Below are 21796 nucleotides of genomic sequence, written 5' to 3'. Positions count from 1 at the left end.
CGCAACATGCCGGAAGAATCGATCGTAGTCGATTTTCACATGCATCTCATCAACTATGAAACCTTCCAGCCCTCGGCCCTGGGCTGGATCCAGAAGATTGTCAGTCAAAAATGTGATTATGAACAGTTCAGCAGGAAATACAGTGATCCTGACGCCTTTGTCCAACTGCTCAAAGAGTGCGGCATTGACTATGCCGTGGTCATGGCGGAACTTTGCCCCATCACCACAGGAATCTGTCCCAATGAATACGTTGCGGAATTCTGTCAGGGAAGGCCGGAACTGATCCCCTTTGCCAGCGTCAATCCGGCAATGGAGTTCGCCCCGGCGGAAAGGCTGGAAGACCTTATCATCCGCTTCGGCTTCCGGGGACTGAAGCTCTATCCCACCTATCAGCATTTCTACCCCAACGACCGGAAGCTTTATCCCCTGTATTCCGTTGCTCAGGCCAGGGACATTCCCGTCATGCTCCATACAGGAAGTTCCGTTTTTCAAGGAGCCCGGCTCAAATACGGCGACCCCCTCTACCTCGACGACGTCGCCGTGGATTTCCCCCGTCTGAAACTGCTGCTGGTCCATAGCGGACGGGGATTCTGGTACGACCGGGCGTATTTTCTCGCAAAAATGCATGAGAACGTGTACATGGAAATCGCCGGTCTTCCGCCACACAATCTCTTGAAATACTTTCCGGAGCTGGAACGAATCGCCCATAAGGTCATTTATGGATCGGACTGGCCGGGCGTGGCCGATCTGGCGGAAAACCTGAAGGCCATTCGCAGCCTCCCCCTGAAACCGGATCAGAAAAATCTGATCCTGGGCGGAAACGCTCTTCGTCTCCTCAATATGCCTGCGAAACTGCCGTCTTTCGCCGTTTGAAAAATTTTTCCAGCTCTACGGCAAAGAAGACGATGGACGACAATGCAAGAGTAAAAAGCAATTCCACAAGGGTCAAGGGCTCCGTCTTGAAGATCGGGTTCAGAATGGGAACATAAACTGTTGCCATCTGAAAGAGAAAGGTAAAAAGCACGGCGCCGAGCAGGTATCGATTGGAGAATAAACCGATTCTAAACAGAGACTGTCTTTCCGATCGAATGGCGAGAACATGACCCAGTTGGGTCAGGCAGAGTATTGTGAACACAATGGTCTGCCAGTTTGAGATTTCGGACCGGATCGACCAGAACTGAACGAAAATGACGATGCCGGCCATCAGGAGGCCGACCCAGATGGCGTGTGCACCGATCCCGCCGGAAAAGATGCTCTCCTGAGGATGCCGGGGTGGCCTCGTCATGATGTCTCCCTCTGCCGGTTCTGCAGAAAGGGCCAGAGCGGGAAGGCCGTCGGTTATAAGATTGATCCAGAGGATCTGAATGGGCAAGAGCGGGATTGGCAGACCCAGAACGGGTGCAAGAAACAGGGTCAAGATCTCGCCGGAGTTGGTCGTCAGGAGATATCTGATGAATTTCCGGATGTTGTCGTAAATCATTCGGCCTTCTTTCACAGCTTTGACGATGGAAGCGAAATTGTCATCCAGGAGGATCATGTGTGCTGCTTCCTTCGAAACATCCGTTCCAGTAATTCCCATGGCAATGCCGATGTCCGCCCGTTTCAGCGCCGGGGCATCGTTAACCCCATCACCCGTCACGGCGATGTACTGTCCCTTCTCCTGCAGCGCCTTGACAATCTTCAGTTTCTGTTCCGGGGCCACCCGGGCATAGACCCGGATATCCTCGACCCTCTCCTCGAATTCCTCAATGGAGAGTTGATCCAGTTCCCGGCCCGTAACGACGGCCATCCCATCTCCATCAAGAATTCCAAGCTTTTCGGCAATTGCCCGGGCCGTAACAGGATGATCACCGGTGATCATTACCGTCCTGATACCGGCGGTCCGGCACATCGCCACTGCCTCTCCGGCTTCCTTCCGGGGAGGATCGATCATGCCGACCAGACCGATCAGGGTTAGTTCCTTCTCGATATTACCGTGCGACATGTCTTCGGGAAGATGGTCCCATCTTCTCATGGCAATATAGAGGACCCTCAGCCCGTCGACTGCCATCGTCTCATTGACGCGCTGAATTTCGCAACAATCCACGGCGCTTCGTCCTTCAGGAAGCATCATGTCCGCCGATTTTTCCAGCAGAATATCCATTGCTCCTTTAGTGAATGAAACAAAACCGGAATTCCACTCATGAAAGGTCGTCATACATTTTCTGTCGGAGTCGAAGGGAATTTCCGCCACCCGCCTGTGCCTTTTCTCCAGTTCCGCTTTATTAAACCCATATCGCCCGGCAATGTCGAACAAGGCCGTTTCCGTCGGATCGCCCAGAATTTCGCCGCCGTTTCCCGCCTGAGCATCGTTGCTCAAGGCCAGGGCCATCATAAGCAAACGGCCCGCGTTTTCCTCCCCTTCACCGGGAGCGAAGTCTCCCGCATGAACTATCCTGCCGTTGATATACAATTCCTCCACAGTCATCCGGTTCAAAGTCAGGGTGCCCGTCTTGTCGGAACAGATATAGGTCACCGAACCGAGGGTTTCCACGGCAGGAAGCTTTCTGATAAGGGCGTTCTGTCTAATAAGTTTCTTCGCCCCGATGGCCAGGGATATCGTGATGACGGCGGGCAGCGCTTCGGGAATGGCGGCAACAGCCAGAGAAATGGCTGTCAGCAGCATCAGCATGGGAGGCTCGCCTCGGAGGAGGCCGATCCCCAGAACAACAGCGCAGATGACGAGTACAGCCAGGGCGAGCTTCCGGCCGAAGATCGTCATTCTTTTCTGAAGGGGGGTTTTAACCTCTTCCTCCTCCTGCAACATGGCGGCGATCTTGCCGAACTCCGTTTTCATCGCCGTTTCCGCGACGACCCCCATACCGCGGCCACTTGTTACAAAGGTTCCCTTATAGGCCATATTTCCCCTGTCTCCCAAGGGAACGTCTTCATCGGGCAGGACTTCTGTATGCTTTTCTACGGGAACCGATTCCCCGGTAAGAGCGGCTTCTTCAACTTTCATATGAGCCGTTTCAACGAGCCTCATGTCAGCCGGCACGATTCTCCCTGCCTCCAGAACGACCAGATCGCCGGGAACCAGTTCCGACGCGGGCGCCGTACCCGGCTGTCCGTCCCGGAGAACGGTGGCAGTGGGCGCAGCCATTTTCTTCAGAGCCTCCATGGCCTTTTCCGCCCGATATTCCTGAACGAAGCCGATCACGGCATTGATCACAACAATGACCACGATGGCGATGGTATCGGAAAGTTCCCCTATGAATCCGGAAATTACGGCTGCGACGATAAGGACCAGGATCATGAAGTCCCTGAACTGATATAGAAACATGATGAATGGGGATTTCTTTTTCTTCTCGATTAATATGTTCGGACCGAACTGTTTCAAACGTGCAGCGGCTTCATCAGAAGAGAGCCCTCGGGGTGAAGTCTTTAGCTCCGAAAAGATACGGTCTACATCCTTATGATGCCATTGCATTATTTTTCCTTACTCCTCATCGTAGTTCAACCCCATGGCCCGTTTCAAACGGGCCAGTTGAGTCTGATAATTGCTCAAGGCCAGGGTAGCATCAGAGTTGGCTCTTGTGAGCAGCGTCTGGGCATCAATCACATCCGTGGCGGTGGCAACCTGTTCCCGGTATCTCTCCGAACTGATCCGATAATTTTCTTCAGCCTGAACCACAGCCTGCCGGGTAACCGAAATCTGTTCCTCCGCTTCCTTCAGAAGCAACCAGGCATTTTTCAATTCCAGGGCGATCTGATCCCGAATATTCTCCAGAGCGTCATTCACCTGGCGTTCCCTGCTGAGACTGGCTTCCACTCTGTTTTTCGTCCTTCCCCATTCCCAGAAATTCCAGGTTGCCACAGTCATCACATACCAGCTTTCCGAGTCCTGATAAGAAGTACCACCCAACCGGGGTTTGTCGCCATATCGGGAATAATTGCCCACGAAATTGACGGAAGGATAATACTCGCTTCGGGCCACCTGAACAGCCTTGCCGGCCTGTTCCAACTTCAGAGAATATGTCTTGATCTCCGTTCTCCTCTCCAGCGCCGTTTTCAGACAGTCATTAAAGTCCTTATCGTAGGGCTTGTAGGCCAGGATATCCTCCACGACCACTGGTTTATCCATCGATCTTCTGAGAAGCGTGTTGAACTTCGCTTTCGCCATGGCAATCCCGTTTTCCGCCCGGAGCAGTTCCTGCCGGCCATTAGCCAGCTCAACCTCAGCAAAAAGGAGGTCGTTCCGTGGAACCATTCCCACTTCGTAAAAGTGACGGGTCATGTCCCGATGGGCGGTCAGGCGCTCCAATGACTGCAGGGCCACTTCTCGAAGTTTTTCCGCCTTGATGATATTCAGATATGCCGTCTGAACTTCCAGGACCAGTTCCTGAACGACGGTCTGCTCTTCCTGGCGTGCCGCATCCAGACCGATTCTATTGGCCTGATAATTAGACAGGATGCCCCCTCCGGCAAAGAGAGGCTGCCGGACTTCAACAGTCCAGTTATAGTTGTCCTTTGTACCCGCTTGTGTCGCCAAGGGCGTCAGACCCAGTTCAACAACAATCGGCAAAGTAAATTCCGGGGCTTCATTCAAGTGTTTGTAGCTGTAAGATGTGCTGAATGAAGGAAGAAAAGCGGAAAAAGCCTCTCTGCGCTGCGCTTCTGCGATCAGAACTCCTTCTTTTGTGGAATGTAGGGTTGCACTTTTCTTCAAGGCCTCTTCGATGCTTTCCTTCAAAGTGATGGTCGACGGATTTTCTCCGGAAACCATGGTGGGGCATGCCGCCCAGGCCAGCAACAGTCCGAGAAACAGGCTCCCCAGAATCTTTTTTAGCGGTCTCCTCCTTTTCATAGCCTGCCCTCCCGATAGGGGATCTGATAATGATGATGAACGATGGTTCATAAATGAATGCAATGCTTGAGCTTGTCAACAGAAAATCAGCATGCCCCCCTCAGGGATTTTAATCTTGACAATATTCCGGCACTATGATTAATGGCAATGCTTACATATTTAATAACGGGGCTGAATTATGAAAAAGATTTTAAGAAATACGAGCAATCTGAAAAGAAAAAGGACGCATGGGTTCCGTACCCGGATGTCCACCAGAGGTGGGAGACTGGTCCTGAGTCGGAGAAGAGCCAAGGGCAGGAAATGTCTCACGGTTTGATCCTTGCAGGATAAAAAAGCCTGCGGGCGTCCTGAGCATGGCCCGTTCTGCGGCAGATGAAAAAACTGACCCTCAAAAAGAGTGAACGGATCAGGAAGAGAAGAAGCTATCTGCAGATCTATCAGCATGGGAAACGAAGTTTTACAAAACACTTCACAATCGTCGTTTCCGAAAATGATCTGGATTTTCCAAGACTCGGAATGACCGTTACAAAAAAGATCGGCAATGCCGTAAAGAGGAACAGGATCAAACGTCTGATTCGAGAATTCTTCAGACTGAACAAAGACAGGTTTAAAGCATCCCAGGATATCGTTATCATTGCTAAGGGTAATACATCATCGATGAAATATGCTGACGTCTGCAGAGAGCTGGGTGTATTGCTTACAAAAGAACCACAGAATATCACTCAAGAATGACCAGTGAATTTTTTGCGAAGATCCTTATCATCCTTATCCGTCTTTACCAGATATTGATATCCCCCCTTTTTGCCCCCTGTTGCCGTTTTTATCCTTCCTGTTCCGAGTACGCAATAATTGCAGTCAGGAAACACGGCCTTTCGAAAGGTTCCCGGCTCGCACTGATCCGCCTGTTCAAATGCCATCCTTTCCACCCCGGCGGCTATGATCCGGTTCGGTAGAGATCTGCGAAGACGCGACAGGCTGACGGGCTTATGACCGCAAAGTGCAATTACGAATTCAACGGAGGTAATTAATGGACAAAAAGGCGCTACTGGCCCTCGTCCTTTCGGCGGCAGTACTTTTAATCTACCAGATATTCATCTATAAAACCACCCCGCCCCCAAAACCGGTAAATGAAAATAAGAGCAATACGGTCGTTGTGAATCCTGCTGCACCCGTTTCCCCGCAGACACCAGCTGACGAGCCGTCTTCCGGCTCTGCGGCAAATCCGGAGACAGCAGCTGCCCTGCCGGTGGACGGTACTGAGAAGGAACAGGAAATCACCGTCGACACTCCCCTGTATCAAGCTGTATTCACCACAAAGGGAGGAGCGCTGAAATCGTTTGCCTTAAAGAATTATCGTGAAACACTGGCCGTCAATTCCAAACCGATCGAACTGGTCGATGTCAAAGAGGCCATGCCCTATCCTTTAGGCATTTCTTTCCCGGCTTCCAGTGTCGACGTTTCCCCCGCGTCTTTTTTCAAAGCCGATGTTCCAGCCATCGATCTGAAGTCGACCTCCGAATCCCGCCGGCTGACTTTTGTTCAGACCTGGCCCGGCAAAATTAAAATTGAAAAGATTTACACCTTTAATCCGGGGAAATATGCCATTGACCTGGAAATCAGGACCTATAACCTCTCTGAAGTTCCCCTGAGTCAGGAGATCGCGCTCTTCTGGAACCAGTATGTGGATCCGTCAGCCAAGGAAGACAGCTACGGCCATACCGGCCCGGTATCTTATGTGGCTAAAGATGTTGAACGGGAAAAAGTCACGAAAATGGAGACGCCTAAATCCCTGGGACCCGATGTATCCTGGGGAGGGTTTGAAAGCAAATATTTCATTGCCGCGATGATTCCTCAAAATCCCTCACTGACCAGCCTGTCCCTTTCCAAGGACAGCAGCAACATGGTGTCCACCAGTCTGAAAGGACCCAAGAACATCATTCCCCCCGGACAGGCCGGATTTTTCACTTATAAGCTCTTTCTGGGCCCCAAGGATTACAATATTCTCAAAGCCCAGGGCGTCGGTCTTGAGAATGCCATCGATTTCGGCTCATGGCTGAAATGGCTGGCCATGCCGCTCCTGCTGAGTCTGAAATTTCTCTATAATTATGTCCATAATTACGGAATCGCCATAATCATCCTGACGATTCTGATCAAGATTCTTTTCTGGCCTCTGGGCAACAAGAGTTACAAGTCCATGAAGGAAATGCAGAAACTTCAGCCGAAGATGCTTGAACTTCGGGAGAAATACAAAAACGATAAAGCAAGGCTCAGCCAGGAAACCATGGCGCTTTACAAGGCCTATAAAGTCAATCCCATGGGCGGGTGCCTGCCGATGATTATTCAGATTCCCGTATTTTTCGGCCTCTACAAAGCGCTCCTCTATGCCATCGAACTGCGCCACTCACCCTTTTTCTTATGGATCCAGGATCTTTCCGCGAAAGATCCGTATTATATTACGCCTATCATCATGGGAGCGACGATGTTTCTTCAGCAGAAGATGACACCTGTCTCAGGCGACCCCACCCAGGCCAAAATCATGCTCTGGATGCCGGTCATCTTCACATTCATGTTTCTGAATTTCCCATCCGGGCTTGTCATCTACTGGTTATTTAACAACATTCTCAGCATTGGACAACAGTACTATATCAACAAACAAGCATAACAGGATTTTAGGTGCGGAAATGGATGCCATAGAAATTGAAGCCAAAAACATAGATGAAGCGATAGGAAAGGCCTGTCAGGAATTCAACGTACCCAGAGAAAAACTGAATATCGAAATCATATCGGAAGGTTCAACAGGTTTTCTGGGCCTGGGATCAAAAAAAGCAAAGATCAAAGCCAGTATTTTATCTCTGGGCATTGACCTGGAGAGTGCCTTTGACCTTCCCAAAGAAGAGAAAAAAGAGGTCGAACTATCCCAGCCACTGACAATCAAAAAAGAAATCCCGGTCGCCGAACCGTCCCCGACACGTCCGGCAATCTCCGATAAACTGGAAGAACCTTCGGCTGTACCTCTCGCCCAGCGGGCGAAAACCATTCTCGAGGGCATTCTGACTCGCATGCATCTTGATTTCCCTATCAGCATAGAAGAAACCTCCGATACAATTCTTCTTACAATAAACGGCGATGGCGGAGGCCTGCTCATCGGCAAACGGGGCCAGAACCTGGACGCAATCCAGTATATCGTAAACAAGGCCGCCATGAAGACACCCGATGAACGGAAAGTAATTATCATTGACACGGAATCCTATCGAAAGCGACGGGCGGAGTCCTTGAACGCTCTGGCCAGGGAGCTTGCCGAAAAGGTCAAGAAAACAAGGAAACCGGTCACGGTTGGTCACATGAACGCTCACGACCGCCGGATTATCCATCTTGCGCTCCAGAATGATGACGCAATTGTCACCAGAAGCCGGGGTGAGGGTGAATACCGCAAGATTGTCATTCTACCGGCACGAATCGCGACCAGAGAATCCCGGTCGTAAAAAGGAGCCGGCTTTTTTAAGCCTCCAATAATGTAATGCTGAAAGACACAATAGCCGCTATTGCCACACCCGCCGGCACCGGCGGCATAGGAATCGTCCGGATCAGCGGGTCCGAAGCGGCGAGTATTCTGAACCTTCTTTTCAAATCTTCACATTCCGTTACCCTTTTTAAACCCCGCTATCTCTATCATGGGGACCTTTCAGACCCTCAAACGGGTCAGGTGATCGATGAAGTCCTCGTCAGTCTGATGAAAGCCCCCCGTTCCTACACAGGTGAAGATACCCTGGAGATTTACTGTCACGGAGGAATCCTCGTCCTGGAATCCGTTCTTCTGGCGGTCCTCAGGAGCGGTGCCCGTCTTGCCGACCCGGGAGAATTCACACGGCGGGCTTTTCTCAACGACCGGATCGATCTGACACAGGCTGAGGCCGTCGGTGACGTCATCATGGCCCGAACCTCAAAGGGGCTTGAAGCCGCCGTATCCCACCTGAAAGGACAGTTGAAACAGAAAATCGACTCATTGCGGGATGAGCTGATCGATGTGCAGGTCCTGCTGGAATCCGCTATCGATTTCACCGAGGATGTGGAATTCCCCTCTCCTTCCGAAGTCCTGAGCAAACTTGAACGCCTTTCCAGTGATCTCGAAGCCCTGCTTTCGACTTATGACCAAGGTAAAGTTTACCGTCACGGCGCGACAGTTGTTATTGCCGGAAAACCAAACACGGGAAAATCCAGTCTTCTGAACTGCCTTCTACAGGAAAAGAGAGCCATTGTTACCCCGGTGCCGGGAACAACCCGTGATTTCATTGAAGAAGCTATCAGCATCCAGGGCGTTTCAGTAAGAATGATTGACACCGCAGGCATCCATCCGACGGATGATCTCATCGAATGCGAAGGCATCCGGATGGTCTGGGAAAAGCTGGCCACTGCCGACGGTGTGATTCTTCTTCTCGACGGCAGCAAAGATCTGACGGATGAAGACAGAAAAATCCTGAAGCGGCTTCAGGGATACAACCTGTTGCCGGTCATCAATAAAGCAGATCTGGACCATTCTCTGAAAGAGGAAGACATTATCGCCTGCTTTCCCGGAACAGATCCTTTATGGGTATCCGCAAAGTTCGGCGAAGGCATTGCAGTCCTGAAAGAAAAAATATACGATCTGGTTCTTGAAAAAGCCGGGGAGCAGGACGGGGACGTATTGATCAACAGCCTGCGTCATAAAATGGCGCTGGAAAAAACCCGGCAACAGGTTTCCCAGGCCCTGGCCAGTCTGCAGGAAGGCTTGTCTCAGGAGTTTGCCGCGCTCGACATCCGGGAAGCCCTGGAGGCTCTGGGTGAAATTGCGGGAGAAACCGTGACGGAAGATATCCTGGATCGCATCTTTTCGTCATTCTGCATTGGAAAGTGAAAATCCGGACACGTTTCACTGAAACGTTTTTCTTACCGTCCCTCGAGTCCCTCCAGAAAAGCCAGTACGTTCCGGCCCAGCACCCGATGATTATACCCTCCTTCAAGAACGGCGAAAGTTCCGCATCGATATTTCTGGCAGGCCTCACAGACCATTTTCCCAATGACTCTGTAATCCTCCGTCGTCAACAGTCCGCCCCAGTCCTCTTCATGATTATCGAACCCAGCGGAAACACCAAGAATATCAAATGACTCCGAAGACAGGTGTTTTTCGATATTTCGAAGATATTCATTTCGATCGTGCGCCGATGGATTATAAATCGTCACATACCCTTTCCGTTCCAGAATATTTACCGTGCCATCACCGAAATGGAGATCAAAATCCAGGATAAATGCCTTGACAATCCACCCTTCCCTTTTCAATTTTTCCAGAGCGATGGCCATATTGTTGAAATAGCAGAATCCCCAGGCGCTGCCTGCGGATGCATGATGGCCCGGAGGTCGGATCAATGCGAAGGCGGGCTCGTTCATCCCGATCTGAGCGGCCTGAATTGCCCCTCCCGCGGCAAGCGAGGCAATTTCATAAAGGCCTTCCCTTTCAACCAGAGCGATGTGCGAAGGCGTGTGTACCGCGGAAATATCCGATTCCTCGGCGGGTCTGGCTTTGACAAACTCGACCCGATCCTGAATCGCATTTACAATGGCTTCCATCCGGCCATGAGCGGCGGCCGGATCACTGGTGTACGATTGACAGAAGTCGTCATGATAAATGACTTTCATGATTTCGACACCTCCCGTAAAAGATCCTTCTGTTACGGCTGGCTGACAATGGCATCAATTTATAAAACCTCGGACATCGAAGAGATGCCCAATCTGACTTCCCGGATTATCCCTCTTAAACCGAACGATTAAAAATTAACCGATGAATTTTAGATATTTGAGAATCTTCATGGTGCTGACGGATAATTCGAAATCTTTCAAATCTTCCGGTGACAGCCAGCGAGCATCCAAGGCATCATCGGCAGCTTTCACCTCGCCTCGAATGTAATCGGCCAGCATATCCACAATAACGAAATGAAAACGGATTTTTCCTTCCGGATCTCTCTCGAAGTAGTCGAAAGCGTAGACAGGGCGTCCGGCATCAACCACAATCCCAGTTTCTTCAAGGATTTCCCGTTCTGCTCCGTCCTTCAAGGTTTCACCCAGCTTCAGAGAACCTCCCGGTATGGCCCACAGTCCTTTATTAGGCGCTGCGGCGCGTTTCACCAGGAGCACATGGCCATCCTTGACAACAATGGCTCCCACACCCACGCGGGGACAATCCGGATACTCACGTTTAGACATGACTCCCATCACCTTTTCAGCGAATTTCTTCGGCTTTAAATTTACGTTATTCCGACACAATCTTAACGTTATCACGCAATTCCTTGAAATAGCAGTTGTATTTTCAAGGAACACAACAAAGACATGCTGTTGTTTGAGGGAAAAAATATCATATTTCCTCAATCGTTTCAATGAGTTCTTTGTTTACGCCAGAAGCGTGAGGAAAGAGCGCCATTTCATCCTTATCCTGAATCACTTTTCAGCCAATAACCCCGTCTAAATAAGGGTTTCCCCTATTGGCATCCCGTTTTGGGTGTAATATGAATGAATTCATGAAATGTGACATAGTTCACCTTCAAAAATTACCTTGAATAACCAAGGCTGATTGCTGATATCGAAAACGTATTTTTTTCCTTGACAGTTGGCTCCGATTCTCGAAAACGAGGTCTATGATTTTCAATCAGCGGGGTTAATCTTATAAAATAAAGTATTCAGGGGCCACGAGAAACCCAAGTCCATAACGGAAACCGCGATAAAGGAATGAAAACATGTAACCTCTAATAAAAGGAGAAGAGGAGATGTGTGTCAATGTTCTTCTTGCCGACGATCACAAAATAGTACGTGACGGGTTGCGTACACTTCTTGAAACCCATGGCAGCATGAATGTAGTCGCGGAAGCAGAGAACGGACAAAAGACCATTACTCTTGCCAGAGAACTGCATCCTGAAATCATCATCATGGACATCTCCATGCCGGATATGAACGGCATCGATGCCACACGAAAAATTACTTCAGATCTCCCTGGAATTAAAGTCATCGCCCTTTCCATGCATGCCGATCGTCATTTCGTAATCGGCATGCTGGAAGCGGGGGCGTCGGGTTATCTTTTAAAAGACTGCGCTTTTGAAGAACTCGTCAATGCCATTCAGACCGTCCTGTCCAATCACACCTACCTGAGTCCCACAATTGCCGACATCGTGGTCAAAAATTACGTCCACAAGGCAGCGGGAACTTCCGTTGTCGTATCTTCAGAACTGACACCGCGGGAAAGAGAATTGCTGCAGCTTCTCGCTGAAGGACTGTCGGCGAAACAGATTGCCGCGAATCTGCACGTGAGTGTTAAAACCGTGGAGACTCACCGGCGGAATATCACCCAGAAACTGGGAGTGGGCAGTGTGGCTGAATTGATCAAATATGCAATCCGTGAGGGGTTGACAACCGTCGGCACTTGAAAATGGAATCGACGGCGGGAATATCTGAAAACATCGGCAACAATTATCTCAGAAAGAGCGCTTCAAGAATACATTCGATCCACTCAGCGCTTTGTCGGCTTCTACCCGGGTTTGAAGCCGGTTCGATGCTTTACTGCGTCAAGAATACGGCTCATGATCTCTCCCGCTGATCCCTGCAGAAGGACATCGGCCTCTGAGTCATAGGGTGTTTCATCCCTGTTGATGATCACCAGCCGCGCGCCGGCATCTTTCGCGTACATGGGCATATAAGCTGCCGGATAAACCACGAGGGAAGATCCGATGACCAGCAGCAGATCACAGTTGCGAGCCTGCCAGGTCGCATCCCGCAACGTCTTTTCCGGAAGAGCCTCTCCGAAGAAGATCACATCCGGTTTCATCAGGCCCTGACATTTCGCACAAAAGGGAAAACCATCCATTTCCTGCAACGCGGTCTCCCGGAACATTTCAGGAACGGAGACCCGGTCGCCACAGCTCAGGCATTTAAGCCACCGCATATTGCCATGGAGCTCATATACCTTTTCCGGCGCGTTTCCTGCCTTCTGGTGCAGATTGTCAATGTTCTGAGTGATTACGCAATTGAGCTTCCCGATTTTTTCCAGTTCGGCCACAGCCAGATGTGCCCGGTTAGGCTGTGCTTCAGCCAGCGCGCCTCCAGCGATCAGGATACGCCACTGTTTCCTCCTCGTCTGAGCACTGCGCAGAAATTTCCCAATTGTAAAATCGTCAGGATCAAAACGATCCCATAATCCCCCCGGACTGCGAAAGTCAGGAATTCCCGATTCCGTACTAACCCCCGCCCCGGTAAAAACCACAACGCGGCCGGCCATCCAGATCATGTCTGCAACGGCGTCGATTTTCTCCATAAATTCCCTGTCACTCATGCTGAAATCTCTCATTATTATGTAATTACAAAAAAGTCCTCATTTTGCAGATTTTCAATAGGTTCTCCAGCCGCGTATCCCGGAATACATAACACAGTCAGGCAAAATTAAAACAAATTATCTGAGTATCTGAAGAGCCATCATGGAAGAATATTCACCTCCGTTCCCACGGAAATGGTCCTGGCCAGTTCAAGCACATCATCGTTATACATGACGAAGCACCCACCCGTTACCCGCCGGCCCACGCGTCCGGGATTGTTGTTGCCGTGAATTCGGTAGATGGCCCCTTTCCTGGTCCTGTGGGAAAGAGAAATCTTTGCGGCGCCCATGTAGTTCAGAGGGTGGCCGGGAGGCACCGCTGGCGGGAGCTCAATTCCCCTCTTTCGAAAAACCTCCCGGGAGTACGGCGTTGGATACCACGAGGGATAAAAGTCAATGGCCGTCACCTGACCTTTGCCGAGGGGATAGACATCGAGCCCCAGAACAGCGGTCCCAACCTTGTATTCCCGTCGGGGAAGCAGTTTATTACCCGCAGTCTTTTCATAAAGAATCAAAACTTTCCGGCTGACGCTGATTTCAATTGCGTGGCGTCTGTCAATTCCCACGGTGCGCTGCCCCTGAAGCATTCCCGCATGGGATCGCCTGCCTGCATCCACTGTCGCGCACAGGGTCAGTAAAACAATCAGCAATCCGGAGAGAAAAAACCGTCGGCTGGGACCGGACAGACCGGCTGGTCGTTTCGCACGCTGTTTGCCAGGATCTTCCCTTTTCATCTCATCCTTTTCATTTCCCTTCATTTCGACCTTGTCATTACAGCCATTTGCCTGTATAAATCAGACCCCTGTTTTAAACAGGCAAACAGCAGCGACAGGCGTTGACCTTTTCGTGGTGGGACAGAATGATCATTCCGCCTTTCTGCATGCATGGCCGGGATCGGCATTCCAGGAGAGGGGGAAAAATATGAAAATCATTTTTCTGGGCACCAACGGCTGGTATGACACGGGCATGGGAAACACCATCTGCACCCTCGTCCGGTCTGAAGCCTTTGACCTTGTTCTCGACGCCGGCAACGGCTTTTACAAACTGGACCGTTTCATCAACGATACCAACACCAGGCCCCTTTACCTGTTCCTGACCCATTTTCATCTGGATCACATCATCGGTCTGCATACCCTCAATAAATTTTCTTTCCCGCAGGGGCTTGTCATCTGTGGACCGGAAGGAAGTAAAGAACTTTTAGCCCAATTTGTCAACCGTCCCTTCACTGCTGCAATTTCCGCCCTGCCCTACCCTGTGGAGATTCTGGAGCTTCCGGATTGTCTCTCAAAACTCCCCTTCCCCGTAGAGGCCCTGACCTTGAATCATCCCGTTCCCACTCTGGGCTATCGGATATCCCTCGATGGCCGGGTCATCAGTTACTGCTCGGACACAGGCTATTGCGAGAATGCCGTGATTCTTTCCCGATCGGCCGATCTTCTCATTTCCGAATGCGCTTATCGAGCAGGTCAATCCAGTGACGCCTGGCCTCACCTCAATCCGGAAGGGGCCGCCCGGATCGCCGCGGAAGCCGGAGTGAAACGGCTGGTCCTGACGCACTTCGATGCCCGCCTCTATACGGTTTCCGCATTCAGGGATGAGTCCGAAGCTGTCGCCCGGAAAATCTTTCCCCAAACCTCAGCCGCCAGAGACGATCTGGAAATCGACCTGTAATTTCCAATATCACTCCAATTGTGGATCAAAGATGACAGCAGGGCGGCGGGCCTGCGGCGGTACTGCTGTCATCCAGGCGCAGACCGGCGCCGTCGGGAAGCCGATAACGAAACCGACGCATGGCGCGCTTTGATATGAGACTGGTCTTATATCCTGTTTTCCCTTTCCAGCAGACCGACGATTTCGATGTGCTTCGTCTGGGGAAACATATCGATGGGCTGCAGATCTCTCAAAATATATCCGCTATCCCGCAAACGGCGGACATCCCGGGCCTGGGTGGCCGGATTGCAGGAAATATAAATGATCCGGGCAGGGCCAAGGCTCTTGAGAGCCTCCAGTACGTCGGAACTGCAACCGATCCTCGGGGGATCCAGAACCACGATATCCACGGACTGCTGCGTTTTCAGAAAAGTGTGCCGTAAAATTTCACCTACATCACCGGCAAAAAATTCCGCGTTCGATATCCCCTCCTTCGAAAGATTCTCAGCAGCACAGTGGACAGCCTCCCCGTCCGCATCCACCCCAAACAGCTGCCGTGCAGAAGAAGCCAGAAAGAGGGAAAAAAGACCGGAACCGCAGTATGCATCCAGAACGGTTTCTTTCCCGGTAAGCGCGCAGGCCCGGATCACCGAATCGACCATGGAACCGACGAGAGCACTGTTGGCCTGGAAAAACCCCTGAAAAGGAGCGCGCAGCATTTTTTCCTTTACCGGACGCATCACAAGCCCGCCCCGGCCCCCGGAAACGCCGGGGTCAACAGCGGCTTTCCCGGTATCGGACCAGAGGATAACCCGTTCCTCCTTTTTTCCGCCTCTTCGACCCGCGGCAGAAATGGCGTTCAGCTTCCCCCGGAGAGCCGTCAGGGACCGGTTGACGGACTCGTCCACTATTGCACATCGCGACACCGGAACGATCCGGCTGTCGGCAGCCTCCTTGTAACCGATTACAGGGAGCCGCCCCGATTTAAAACTGATGTGGAATTCCGCTTTCCCCCGATAGGCATAAGGCATCGGGGAGGCGATGACATCCCTGACAGGAGGTGCAGGATGCTTTCCGATCCGTTCAAAGGCATCAATAACCTGATTTTTTTTGATCTCCAGCTGGTGGGTGTACGCGATATGCTGATACTGGCACCCGCCGCAGCGTTCGTACAGGGAACATTCCGGCACGGTCCGGAACGGCGAAGGCTTTAATATCCGGCACATCCGTCCCTTGGCATAGGACTGTCGCACCTCGGTAATTTCAATCTCAACTCTATCCCCATCAACCGTGAAAGGAACGAAGATCACCAATCCGGCAAAACGGCCGATCCCTGAACCGCCGAATGCCACACTTTCTATTGTTATTTCAACTTTTTGACCAATTCGCGGCAACTTCCATGCATTCTTTTTGTTCATCTTTTCTCCGTTACTATCGACAGTCATCCGGGATGGCAATCAACCCGAAATCCTCACAGCGAACAAATATGATTACCTCAAAATAGTTGAGGAGGCAGATCCGCCGGTAATTTGAAAGCCCTCCCATATTTTCCCCTTTTTTCAATGCAGTTAAGGCTGGGACGGACTTTTCAGAATTTTTTGGTATAGTATTTCCCTTTACAAGCCAATAAAATACTGATAGGAATTTGTCCATGATTGAAGAAAACATTCTAAATACTACGCAAAACCGGAATGTACATCATTTGTTGTCAGGAGGGAAGGAAATCATCCTGGTGGGTACGGCCCACGTGTCCCGTGAAAGCGCTGATCTGGTGGAACGTGTAATTGAAGAGGAAAATCCGGACACGGTATGCGTCGAACTCTGTCAGGCCCGCTTTGACGCCTTGGAAAAGAAGGACCAGTGGCAGGAGATGGATATCATGAAGGTCATCCGGGATAAGCGGACCTCCCTTTTGCTCTCCCAGCTTCTGATGTTGTCCTTTCAGAAAAAAATCGCGGAAAAGTTCCATATCAACCCGGGAGAAGAAATGCTTCGAGCCATTGCCCTGGCGGAAAAAAAGGGCAAACGCATCGTTCTGGCAGACAGAGAAATTCGGACGACCCTGTTGCGAACCTGGCGGAAAATGCGCTTTTTCAACAAGGCAAAGCTGATGACGGAAATGATTCTGTCCCTTTTCATGACGGAAGAAATCACGGAAGAGGACATTGAAAAGCTCAAGGAACATGACGTCCTGGACATGACCCTGCGCCAGTTGGGAACAAAGATGCCCGATTTGAAAAGCACCCTGATCGATGAACGGGATCAATACCTGGCCCATTCCATTCGCCATGCCGACGGAGACAAAGTCGTTGCCGTGGTCGGCGCCGGCCATATCCCGGGCATTGTGAATGCAATTGAACAGAAGAAAAACGTGAACATCGAGGAGATCTCGATCATTCCGCCACCTGGTCTGTGGGGCCGCGTGTTCGGCTGGGGATTTTCCCTGGGTATTGTCGGACTCTTTCTTGGCGGATTTTTCAACTCCGGCTTTCAGGCAAGCCTCAACATGATCCTTTCCTGGTCATCCATCACGGCGGTCTGTGCCGCGGCCGGGGCGCTTCTTCTTTTGGCACACCCCCTGACGATTGCCGCAGCCGCCTGCAGCGCGCCTGTCGCCACGCTTCATCCCCTGATCGCCACAGGCTGGGTTGCCGGTCTTGCAGAAGCAACGCTGCGCAAGCCCAGGGTCAAGGATTTTCTGAGCCTGAAAGAGGATGTCATGTCCATCAGAGGCTTCGTCCGCAACAAGATCACGCGCATTCTTCTTTTGATCGCCATCGTGAACCTGACGACCTCCATCGGGACCTTCGCCGCGATTCCGGTCATGATGAAATATTTTTAGCCGATGTTTGACTTGAGCGATGATGACTTCCCATGGAAAAAATTCTCTCCTTTGCCCCCGATGCCGCAGACTCGTCAGCGCGGATGAACCCGTATGCCCCCATTGCGGCCTGAAAAATCCGGGATCGCGATGGGTTGCCGGTTTTTTCGGGCGCCTGCAAAGTGGAAACCTGCAGCCGGTCCGCCTTCTTATTTATATCAACGTGGCCTTCTACATCCTGTCAATCCTCTTTGACCCATCGGCTATAAGAACGTCTTTCAATCCCCTGACACTTCTTTCCCCTTCCAATCACAGTCTTTTTTTTCTGGGTGCGACAGGAACCATTCCCATCGACCAGTACGGACGCTGGTGGACCCTTATTTCCGCTTCGTTTCTGCATGGGGGAATTCTCCACATTTTCTTCAACATGGCCGCCCTTTCCCAGCTTGGTACGTTTGTCTTCCATGAATACGGTTTTTTCCGTTTTCTGATTATTTATACCATTACGGGCATTGCCGGTTTCCTTCTTTCCTACGCAGTGGGCATTCCCTTTACCATCGGTGCTTCCGCCAGCCTCTGCGGCCTGATCGGCGCCATTCTGTTCTATGGCAAGAGCCGGGGGGGTTTTTACGGCGAGACCATCTACCGCCAGGCCACCGGCTGGGTTGTCGGTCTTGTGCTTTTCGGTCTTCTGGTGCCGGGCATTAACAACTGGGCGCACGGCGGAGGACTCGCCGCCGGCATTCTGACGGGATTTCTTCTTGGGTATGAGGATAAATCCGCGGAAAACTCTCTTCATCGAATTCTCGGGATGGCCTGTGTTCTTGTGACGGTCTCGGTACTGCTCTGGGCGGTCATGCAGACCCTCTACACCTTTTTTATAATATCAGGAATTATTAATTCTTATTGACATAATTGCAGGTTGTCTATATGAAAAAACCCTGTTAAGGGTAAGTAACCATCGAATATATTAAGAATAATATTTAAAGGAGAAGGCGCCTCATGCAACGTATCAGCAGCTTGTGTTCCGCAGCTCTGCTGCTTGGTGTGTTTTTCGTTTCCGGCTGTGATACCGCCGTTATTACAAACGGCAACATCCTGGGCATTCAGTCCGGTCAGTTTCTTTACGAAAGCGGTTACCTGCAGGCCGTTTATCCCCATCCCATCGATAAAGTCTGGCAGGCCTGTGAACAGACCCTTCAGGAACTCCATGCTACAACCATTGTGAGAGACCGCAAAATCGCCTCCGGCAAACTGACGGCCAATATTTACGAAGACAAGATCATCTTAAAAGTGGAATATGTGGATAATAACAGGACAGCCGTATCCGTACTGGCAGGCATAGGCGGCAATCAACTTGCGGCGCGGCTCATCCATGAGAAGATCGGGCAGGCCCTGTCATCGTCAGGGGCTGCAAACGCCGCGCAACTTTCCGTGCCTTCAATAGCTGGCGAATCTAAACAGGAGGATCTGATTTCATCCGAAACCAAACCTGTTGTGGACAGGAATGAAGAGAAGGAAGTGGTTCCTTTGGACGATCCGCCGATCATCGATAAAAATGAAGAGCGGGATTTGAACCCGTTGAAGGAACAGCCAATTTAAGCCAATAATTTAAATAAAGAGGGAATGCAGAACATGTCAAAAGATAGTCAGGGAGTTGTAACGCAAATAGAAGATCAGGCCGTAAAAGATCAATTTGATCTGGACGGGACTATTGGAGGGGCAACCAGGTTATCCGACGAACGTTTTTTCATGACATTTGAATTGAACCCTGTCCCGATGATGCTGAAAAGTTTATCCGTACCGTCTGATATGCAGGTCAATGAAAGCTTTTTAAGGATGATTGGCTATCAGCGGACGGATGTTGCCGATGTCCAGTCCGTTCTCTCCAGAATCTATCCCAGTGATTCCGAACGGGCATCCTTTGATGAAAAGATATCCCGGGAAGGTTCCTTTCGGGAATATCCGATCCTGATCCAGACCCGCTCCGGCGAGGTCCTGGAAACCCTCGTATCCACGGAGACGGTTCGAGCCCAGGATGACAGCTTTGCCCTTCTTCTTTTCCATGACATGACGGAACGCAACCGAACCGCAACCGCGCTCAAGAATCGGGAGACTGAACTGGAAACCAGCATCCGGCGCCTGGAAGAAATGAACGCTGCACTGAAATCCCTGCTGAAGCACCGGGATCAGGACAAGCGGGAAATGGAAGAACGGTTTCTCTCCAACGTCAAGGAACTCGTGCTTCCCTACATCCAGAAATTGAAGGAAACGGAACTCGCCGGACTGCAGGAAACCTTTGTGGAAATCGCGGAATCCAACCTGAACGATATCATGTCTCCCTTCCTTCAGAAAATCACTTCCCGCTACCGCAACTTCACTCCGAAAGAAATTCAGGTCGCCAGCCTGATCAAGGAAGGCAAACGTACCAAGGAAATCGCTCAGATCCTGGGCATTTCAAAAAGCGCCATCGATCTTCACCGGAACAGCATCCGCAACAAGCTGGGACTGATCAACAAAAAAACAAATCTCCGCTCTTATCTGATGTCTCTTTCCTGATTTTTTTCTTCCCGGGTTGGCGGCGGCAAGACGCTCTCTGCGGAACACCGCCGCCAGGTCCGGCCCTGCACCATCGTGATCATACAGTCTGAGTCCATTTTACTGTTCGGGTTGAATATCCGCCCGCCTTTCCCTGCAAAGCCTGGAGCTTAATTTACTGCTTGCCGGATCGTTTTTTTAGTCTCTTATGTTCTTTTTTGATTCCGATCATTGAAATTCGGCTGCCTTCCGCCTCAACGATCGGAAACCCTCAGCAGCAGCCCCTTGAGATACCGGCCTTCCATGTGGGCCAGGCTGGTGGGATGGTCCGGTCCCGGACCCAGGATCTTCAGCAGCTGGACGCTTTTCCCCGTGTCGCAGGCAGCACCCAGCACCACCTTCTGAAAAAGCGCCTCGTCCATAAAGCTGGAGCAGGAAAACGTCCACAGCAGCCCGCCGTTTTGAAGATGTTTCATAGCCTGGAGATTGATGTCCTTGTATCCTCTGGCGGAACGGGCGATATCCTTGCGGGATTTGGCAAATGCCGGCGGATCGAGGATAATTCCGTCAAAGACCTCCTCCGTTTCCCGCAGCCAGGAAAAGACGTCGGCGCGGATCACCGGGTGCCGTTCAGTGGAAAATCCGTTCTTTTTCAGATGGAACCGCGCCATGTCGTTCGCCCCTTCCGACACGTCCACGGAAACGACCCGTTCAGCACCGCCCCGGGCGGCGTAAACCGAAAAAGCCCCGCTATAGGAGAAACAGTTCAGCAGGGTCATCCCCCGGCTGAGTCCGGCCACCCCTTTCCGGTTAGAGCGCTGGTCGAGAAAAAACCCAGTCTTCTGCCCCCCGACAATATCGACTTCGAAGTAAAGACCATTTTCCCGAACGGGAATCCGCTTCCCTTCCTCGCAACTCCCGTAAATCCAGCCGCTGCGTTCTTCCAGCCCCTCAAGCCGCCTGGCCCGTCCTTCACTGCGCTCATAGATTCCCCGGGGGGAACAGACACCCGTCAGTGCATCCAGAACAGCCGTTCGGTTTTTCTCCATGCCCGCCGTAGCGATGGAACAGACGAGGACATCGTCATAGCGGTCCACAATCAAGCCGGGCAGGCCATCACCTTCGGCATTGATCAGCCGGCAGGCCGTCGTATCCGGCGGAAGGATCCGCCGTCGTAATGCTTCGGCGAACCGGACCCGCTCCCGCCAGAAATGCGCGTCGCATCGTGTGTCAACATCGGCGGTGAGAAATCGGAAGATGATATCCGAACGGGAATTGAAGAAACCCAACCCCAGGGACCGGCCTCCGGCATCCGTCACGGCAACGATATCTCCCGGAGCCCGTTTTCCTTCAACAGATGCCACAGCCCCGGAAAAGAGCCAGGGATGACCATGCAACAGAGCCTTTTCCCGGCCGGGCTTGAGATACAGACGGGGATAGTTCATTTTCATGAAAAGCACAGAATCCTTATCTTTTTATATCATTCAGATTATCATTCAGAATTCGACGGAACATATCGACTTGCCGGGAAAAAGACAAGCCGGATTATTCCCGG

At 51.3% G+C, this 21796-nt stretch carries 21 protein-coding genes; 13 read left to right on the top strand and 8 right to left on the bottom strand.

The genetic code is table 11. The features are described from left to right. Positions 1-6: 6 nt before the first annotated feature. Positions 7-873: an amidohydrolase family protein gene (locus tag SYN_RS05415; RefSeq protein WP_041584770.1), complete on the top strand. Its 867-nt coding sequence runs from the start codon at positions 7-9 to the stop codon at positions 871-873. Here the strand turns inward: SYN_RS05415 and SYN_RS05410 are convergent. Further along, the gene (locus tag SYN_RS05410; RefSeq protein ID WP_011417053.1) at positions 836-3469 is read right to left on the bottom strand and encodes a calcium-translocating P-type ATPase, PMCA-type; all 2634 of its coding nucleotides are present in this window, start codon (positions 3467-3469) and stop codon (positions 836-838) included. The two genes, SYN_RS05415 and SYN_RS05410, sit on opposite strands and share 38 nt — an antisense overlap. 9 nt (positions 3470-3478) lie before the next feature. Further along, on the bottom strand, positions 3479-4846 hold the full coding sequence (locus tag SYN_RS05405; RefSeq protein WP_041584769.1) for a TolC family protein: 1368 nt from the start codon (positions 4844-4846) through the stop codon (positions 3479-3481). Positions 4847-5024: 178 nt separating this feature from the next. Between SYN_RS05405 and rpmH the strand changes: the two genes are divergently transcribed. From rpmH to mnmE, 6 genes are all read left to right on the top strand, one after another. After that, positions 5025-5162, top strand: a complete 138-nt coding sequence (gene rpmH, locus SYN_RS05400; RefSeq protein ID WP_083756449.1) for a 50S ribosomal protein L34 — start codon at positions 5025-5027, stop codon at positions 5160-5162. Between the two features lie 56 nt (positions 5163-5218). Then, on the top strand, positions 5219-5578 hold the full coding sequence (rnpA, locus tag SYN_RS05395) for a ribonuclease P protein component (RefSeq protein ID WP_011417050.1): 360 nt from the start codon (positions 5219-5221) through the stop codon (positions 5576-5578). After that, positions 5575-5799: a membrane protein insertion efficiency factor YidD gene (yidD, locus tag SYN_RS05390; RefSeq protein WP_011417049.1), complete on the top strand. Its 225-nt coding sequence runs from the start codon at positions 5575-5577 to the stop codon at positions 5797-5799. The genes rnpA and yidD overlap by 4 nt, the downstream gene beginning before the upstream one ends. A gap of 74 nt (positions 5800-5873) precedes the next feature. Next, the gene (gene yidC / locus SYN_RS05385; protein WP_011417048.1) at positions 5874-7508 is read left to right on the top strand and encodes a membrane protein insertase YidC; all 1635 of its coding nucleotides are present in this window, start codon (positions 5874-5876) and stop codon (positions 7506-7508) included. Positions 7509-7527: 19 nt separating this feature from the next. Then, positions 7528-8328, top strand: coding sequence for an RNA-binding cell elongation regulator Jag/EloR (gene jag / locus SYN_RS15155; protein ID WP_049749910.1), 801 nt, complete (start codon positions 7528-7530; stop codon positions 8326-8328). A gap of 35 nt (positions 8329-8363) precedes the next feature. Beyond that, entirely contained in the window at positions 8364-9737 is a 1374-nt protein-coding gene (gene mnmE, locus SYN_RS05375) for a tRNA uridine-5-carboxymethylaminomethyl(34) synthesis GTPase MnmE (protein ID WP_011417046.1), read from the top strand. 32 nt (positions 9738-9769) lie between these two features. On the opposite strand, the gene SYN_RS05370 is transcribed toward mnmE, so the two are convergent. Both SYN_RS05370 and SYN_RS05365 read right to left on the bottom strand, forming a co-directional pair. Beyond that, a complete protein-coding gene (locus tag SYN_RS05370; protein ID WP_011417045.1) occupies positions 9770-10516 on the bottom strand; it encodes an acetylpolyamine aminohydrolase in 747 nt (248 codons plus the stop codon). Between the two features lie 135 nt (positions 10517-10651). Then, positions 10652-11080 carry an NUDIX hydrolase gene (locus tag SYN_RS05365; protein WP_041585420.1) on the bottom strand — a complete coding sequence of 143 codons (429 nt, stop codon included), beginning with the start codon at positions 11078-11080 and terminating at the stop codon, positions 10652-10654. 557 nt (positions 11081-11637) lie between these two features. Between SYN_RS05365 and SYN_RS05360 the strand changes: the two genes are divergently transcribed. After that, positions 11638-12291, top strand: a complete 654-nt coding sequence (locus SYN_RS05360) for a response regulator (RefSeq protein ID WP_011417042.1) — start codon at positions 11638-11640, stop codon at positions 12289-12291. Positions 12292-12392: 101 nt separating this feature from the next. Here SYN_RS05360 and SYN_RS05355 read toward each other — a convergent pair whose 3' ends face one another. After that, positions 12393-13193, bottom strand: coding sequence for an SIR2 family NAD-dependent protein deacylase (locus SYN_RS05355; RefSeq protein WP_237671313.1), 801 nt, complete (start codon positions 13191-13193; stop codon positions 12393-12395). A 140-nt stretch (positions 13194-13333) separates the two neighbouring features. Further along, entirely contained in the window at positions 13334-13966 is a 633-nt protein-coding gene (locus tag SYN_RS05350) for a L,D-transpeptidase (RefSeq protein ID WP_202943593.1), read from the bottom strand. A 187-nt stretch (positions 13967-14153) separates the two neighbouring features. On the opposite strand from SYN_RS05350, the gene SYN_RS05345 reads away from it, so the two are divergent. After that, the gene (locus SYN_RS05345) at positions 14154-14903 is read left to right on the top strand and encodes an MBL fold metallo-hydrolase (RefSeq protein WP_041585417.1); all 750 of its coding nucleotides are present in this window, start codon (positions 14154-14156) and stop codon (positions 14901-14903) included. Positions 14904-15049: 146 nt separating this feature from the next. Here the strand turns inward: SYN_RS05345 and SYN_RS05340 are convergent, their stop codons facing one another. Further along, positions 15050-16300, bottom strand: a complete 1251-nt coding sequence (locus tag SYN_RS05340; RefSeq protein ID WP_041584768.1) for a class I SAM-dependent RNA methyltransferase — start codon at positions 16298-16300, stop codon at positions 15050-15052. A gap of 233 nt (positions 16301-16533) precedes the next feature. Here SYN_RS05340 and SYN_RS05335 point away from each other — a divergent pair, with 233 nt between their 5' ends. The 4 genes from SYN_RS05335 (at position 16534) to SYN_RS15150 (ending at position 20262) form a co-directional block, all read left to right on the top strand. Continuing rightward, positions 16534-17724, top strand: coding sequence for a TraB/GumN family protein (locus tag SYN_RS05335; protein WP_041584767.1), 1191 nt, complete (start codon positions 16534-16536; stop codon positions 17722-17724). A 19-nt stretch (positions 17725-17743) separates the two neighbouring features. Beyond that, positions 17744-18613 carry a rhomboid family intramembrane serine protease gene (locus tag SYN_RS05330; RefSeq protein ID WP_011417035.1) on the top strand — a complete coding sequence of 290 codons (870 nt, stop codon included), beginning with the start codon at positions 17744-17746 and terminating at the stop codon, positions 18611-18613. A 92-nt stretch (positions 18614-18705) separates the two neighbouring features. Next, positions 18706-19305 carry a DUF3568 family protein gene (locus tag SYN_RS05325; protein ID WP_011417034.1) on the top strand — a complete coding sequence of 200 codons (600 nt, stop codon included), beginning with the start codon at positions 18706-18708 and terminating at the stop codon, positions 19303-19305. Positions 19306-19338: 33 nt separating this feature from the next. Then, positions 19339-20262 carry a PAS and helix-turn-helix domain-containing protein gene (locus SYN_RS15150; protein WP_158302929.1) on the top strand — a complete coding sequence of 308 codons (924 nt, stop codon included), beginning with the start codon at positions 19339-19341 and terminating at the stop codon, positions 20260-20262. Between the two features lie 233 nt (positions 20263-20495). Here SYN_RS15150 and SYN_RS05315 read toward each other — a convergent pair whose 3' ends face one another. Beyond that, entirely contained in the window at positions 20496-21692 is a 1197-nt protein-coding gene (locus SYN_RS05315) for a class I SAM-dependent rRNA methyltransferase (RefSeq protein WP_049749909.1), read from the bottom strand. Between the last annotated feature and the right edge of the window lie 104 nt (positions 21693-21796).

The sequence above is a fragment of the Syntrophus aciditrophicus SB genome (assembly GCF_000013405.1).
GTDB classification, from domain to species: Bacteria; Desulfobacterota; Syntrophia; order Syntrophales; family Syntrophaceae; genus Syntrophus; species Syntrophus aciditrophicus.
This window is presented reverse-complemented; position numbering and strand designations above follow the sequence as displayed.

Excerpts from the sequence above, each read along its gene's own strand:
- jag (WP_049749910.1), top strand. The coding sequence starts at position 7,528 with ATGGATGCCATAGAAATTGAAGCCAAAAACATAGATGAAGCGATAGGA.
- rnpA (WP_011417050.1), top strand. The coding sequence starts at position 5,219 with ATGAAAAAACTGACCCTCAAAAAGAGTGAACGGATCAGGAAGAGAAGA.
- SYN_RS05350 (WP_202943593.1), bottom strand. The coding sequence starts at position 13,966 with ATGAAAAGGGAAGATCCTGGCAAACAGCGTGCGAAACGACCAGCCGGT.
- SYN_RS05330 (WP_011417035.1), top strand. The coding sequence starts at position 17,744 with ATGATGACTTCCCATGGAAAAAATTCTCTCCTTTGCCCCCGATGCCGC.
- SYN_RS05405 (WP_041584769.1), bottom strand. The coding sequence starts at position 4,846 with ATGAAAAGGAGGAGACCGCTAAAAAAGATTCTGGGGAGCCTGTTTCTC.
- SYN_RS05340 (WP_041584768.1), bottom strand. The coding sequence starts at position 16,300 with ATGAACAAAAAGAATGCATGGAAGTTGCCGCGAATTGGTCAAAAAGTT.
- SYN_RS05335 (WP_041584767.1), top strand. The coding sequence starts at position 16,534 with ATGATTGAAGAAAACATTCTAAATACTACGCAAAACCGGAATGTACAT.
- SYN_RS05315 (WP_049749909.1), bottom strand. The coding sequence starts at position 21,692 with ATGAAAATGAACTATCCCCGTCTGTATCTCAAGCCCGGCCGGGAAAAG.
- yidC (WP_011417048.1), top strand. The coding sequence starts at position 5,874 with ATGGACAAAAAGGCGCTACTGGCCCTCGTCCTTTCGGCGGCAGTACTT.
- SYN_RS05365 (WP_041585420.1), bottom strand. The coding sequence starts at position 11,080 with ATGTCTAAACGTGAGTATCCGGATTGTCCCCGCGTGGGTGTGGGAGCC.
- SYN_RS05355 (WP_237671313.1), bottom strand. The coding sequence starts at position 13,193 with ATGAGTGACAGGGAATTTATGGAGAAAATCGACGCCGTTGCAGACATG.
- mnmE (WP_011417046.1), top strand. The coding sequence starts at position 8,364 with ATGCTGAAAGACACAATAGCCGCTATTGCCACACCCGCCGGCACCGGC.
- SYN_RS05370 (WP_011417045.1), bottom strand. The coding sequence starts at position 10,516 with ATGAAAGTCATTTATCATGACGACTTCTGTCAATCGTACACCAGTGAT.
- yidD (WP_011417049.1), top strand. The coding sequence starts at position 5,575 with ATGACCAGTGAATTTTTTGCGAAGATCCTTATCATCCTTATCCGTCTT.
- SYN_RS05360 (WP_011417042.1), top strand. The coding sequence starts at position 11,638 with ATGTGTGTCAATGTTCTTCTTGCCGACGATCACAAAATAGTACGTGAC.
- SYN_RS15150 (WP_158302929.1), top strand. The coding sequence starts at position 19,339 with ATGTCAAAAGATAGTCAGGGAGTTGTAACGCAAATAGAAGATCAGGCC.
- SYN_RS05410 (WP_011417053.1), bottom strand. The coding sequence starts at position 3,469 with ATGCAATGGCATCATAAGGATGTAGACCGTATCTTTTCGGAGCTAAAG.
- SYN_RS05325 (WP_011417034.1), top strand. The coding sequence starts at position 18,706 with ATGCAACGTATCAGCAGCTTGTGTTCCGCAGCTCTGCTGCTTGGTGTG.
- rpmH (WP_083756449.1), top strand. The coding sequence starts at position 5,025 with ATGAAAAAGATTTTAAGAAATACGAGCAATCTGAAAAGAAAAAGGACG.
- SYN_RS05345 (WP_041585417.1), top strand. The coding sequence starts at position 14,154 with ATGAAAATCATTTTTCTGGGCACCAACGGCTGGTATGACACGGGCATG.
- SYN_RS05415 (WP_041584770.1), top strand. The coding sequence starts at position 7 with ATGCCGGAAGAATCGATCGTAGTCGATTTTCACATGCATCTCATCAAC.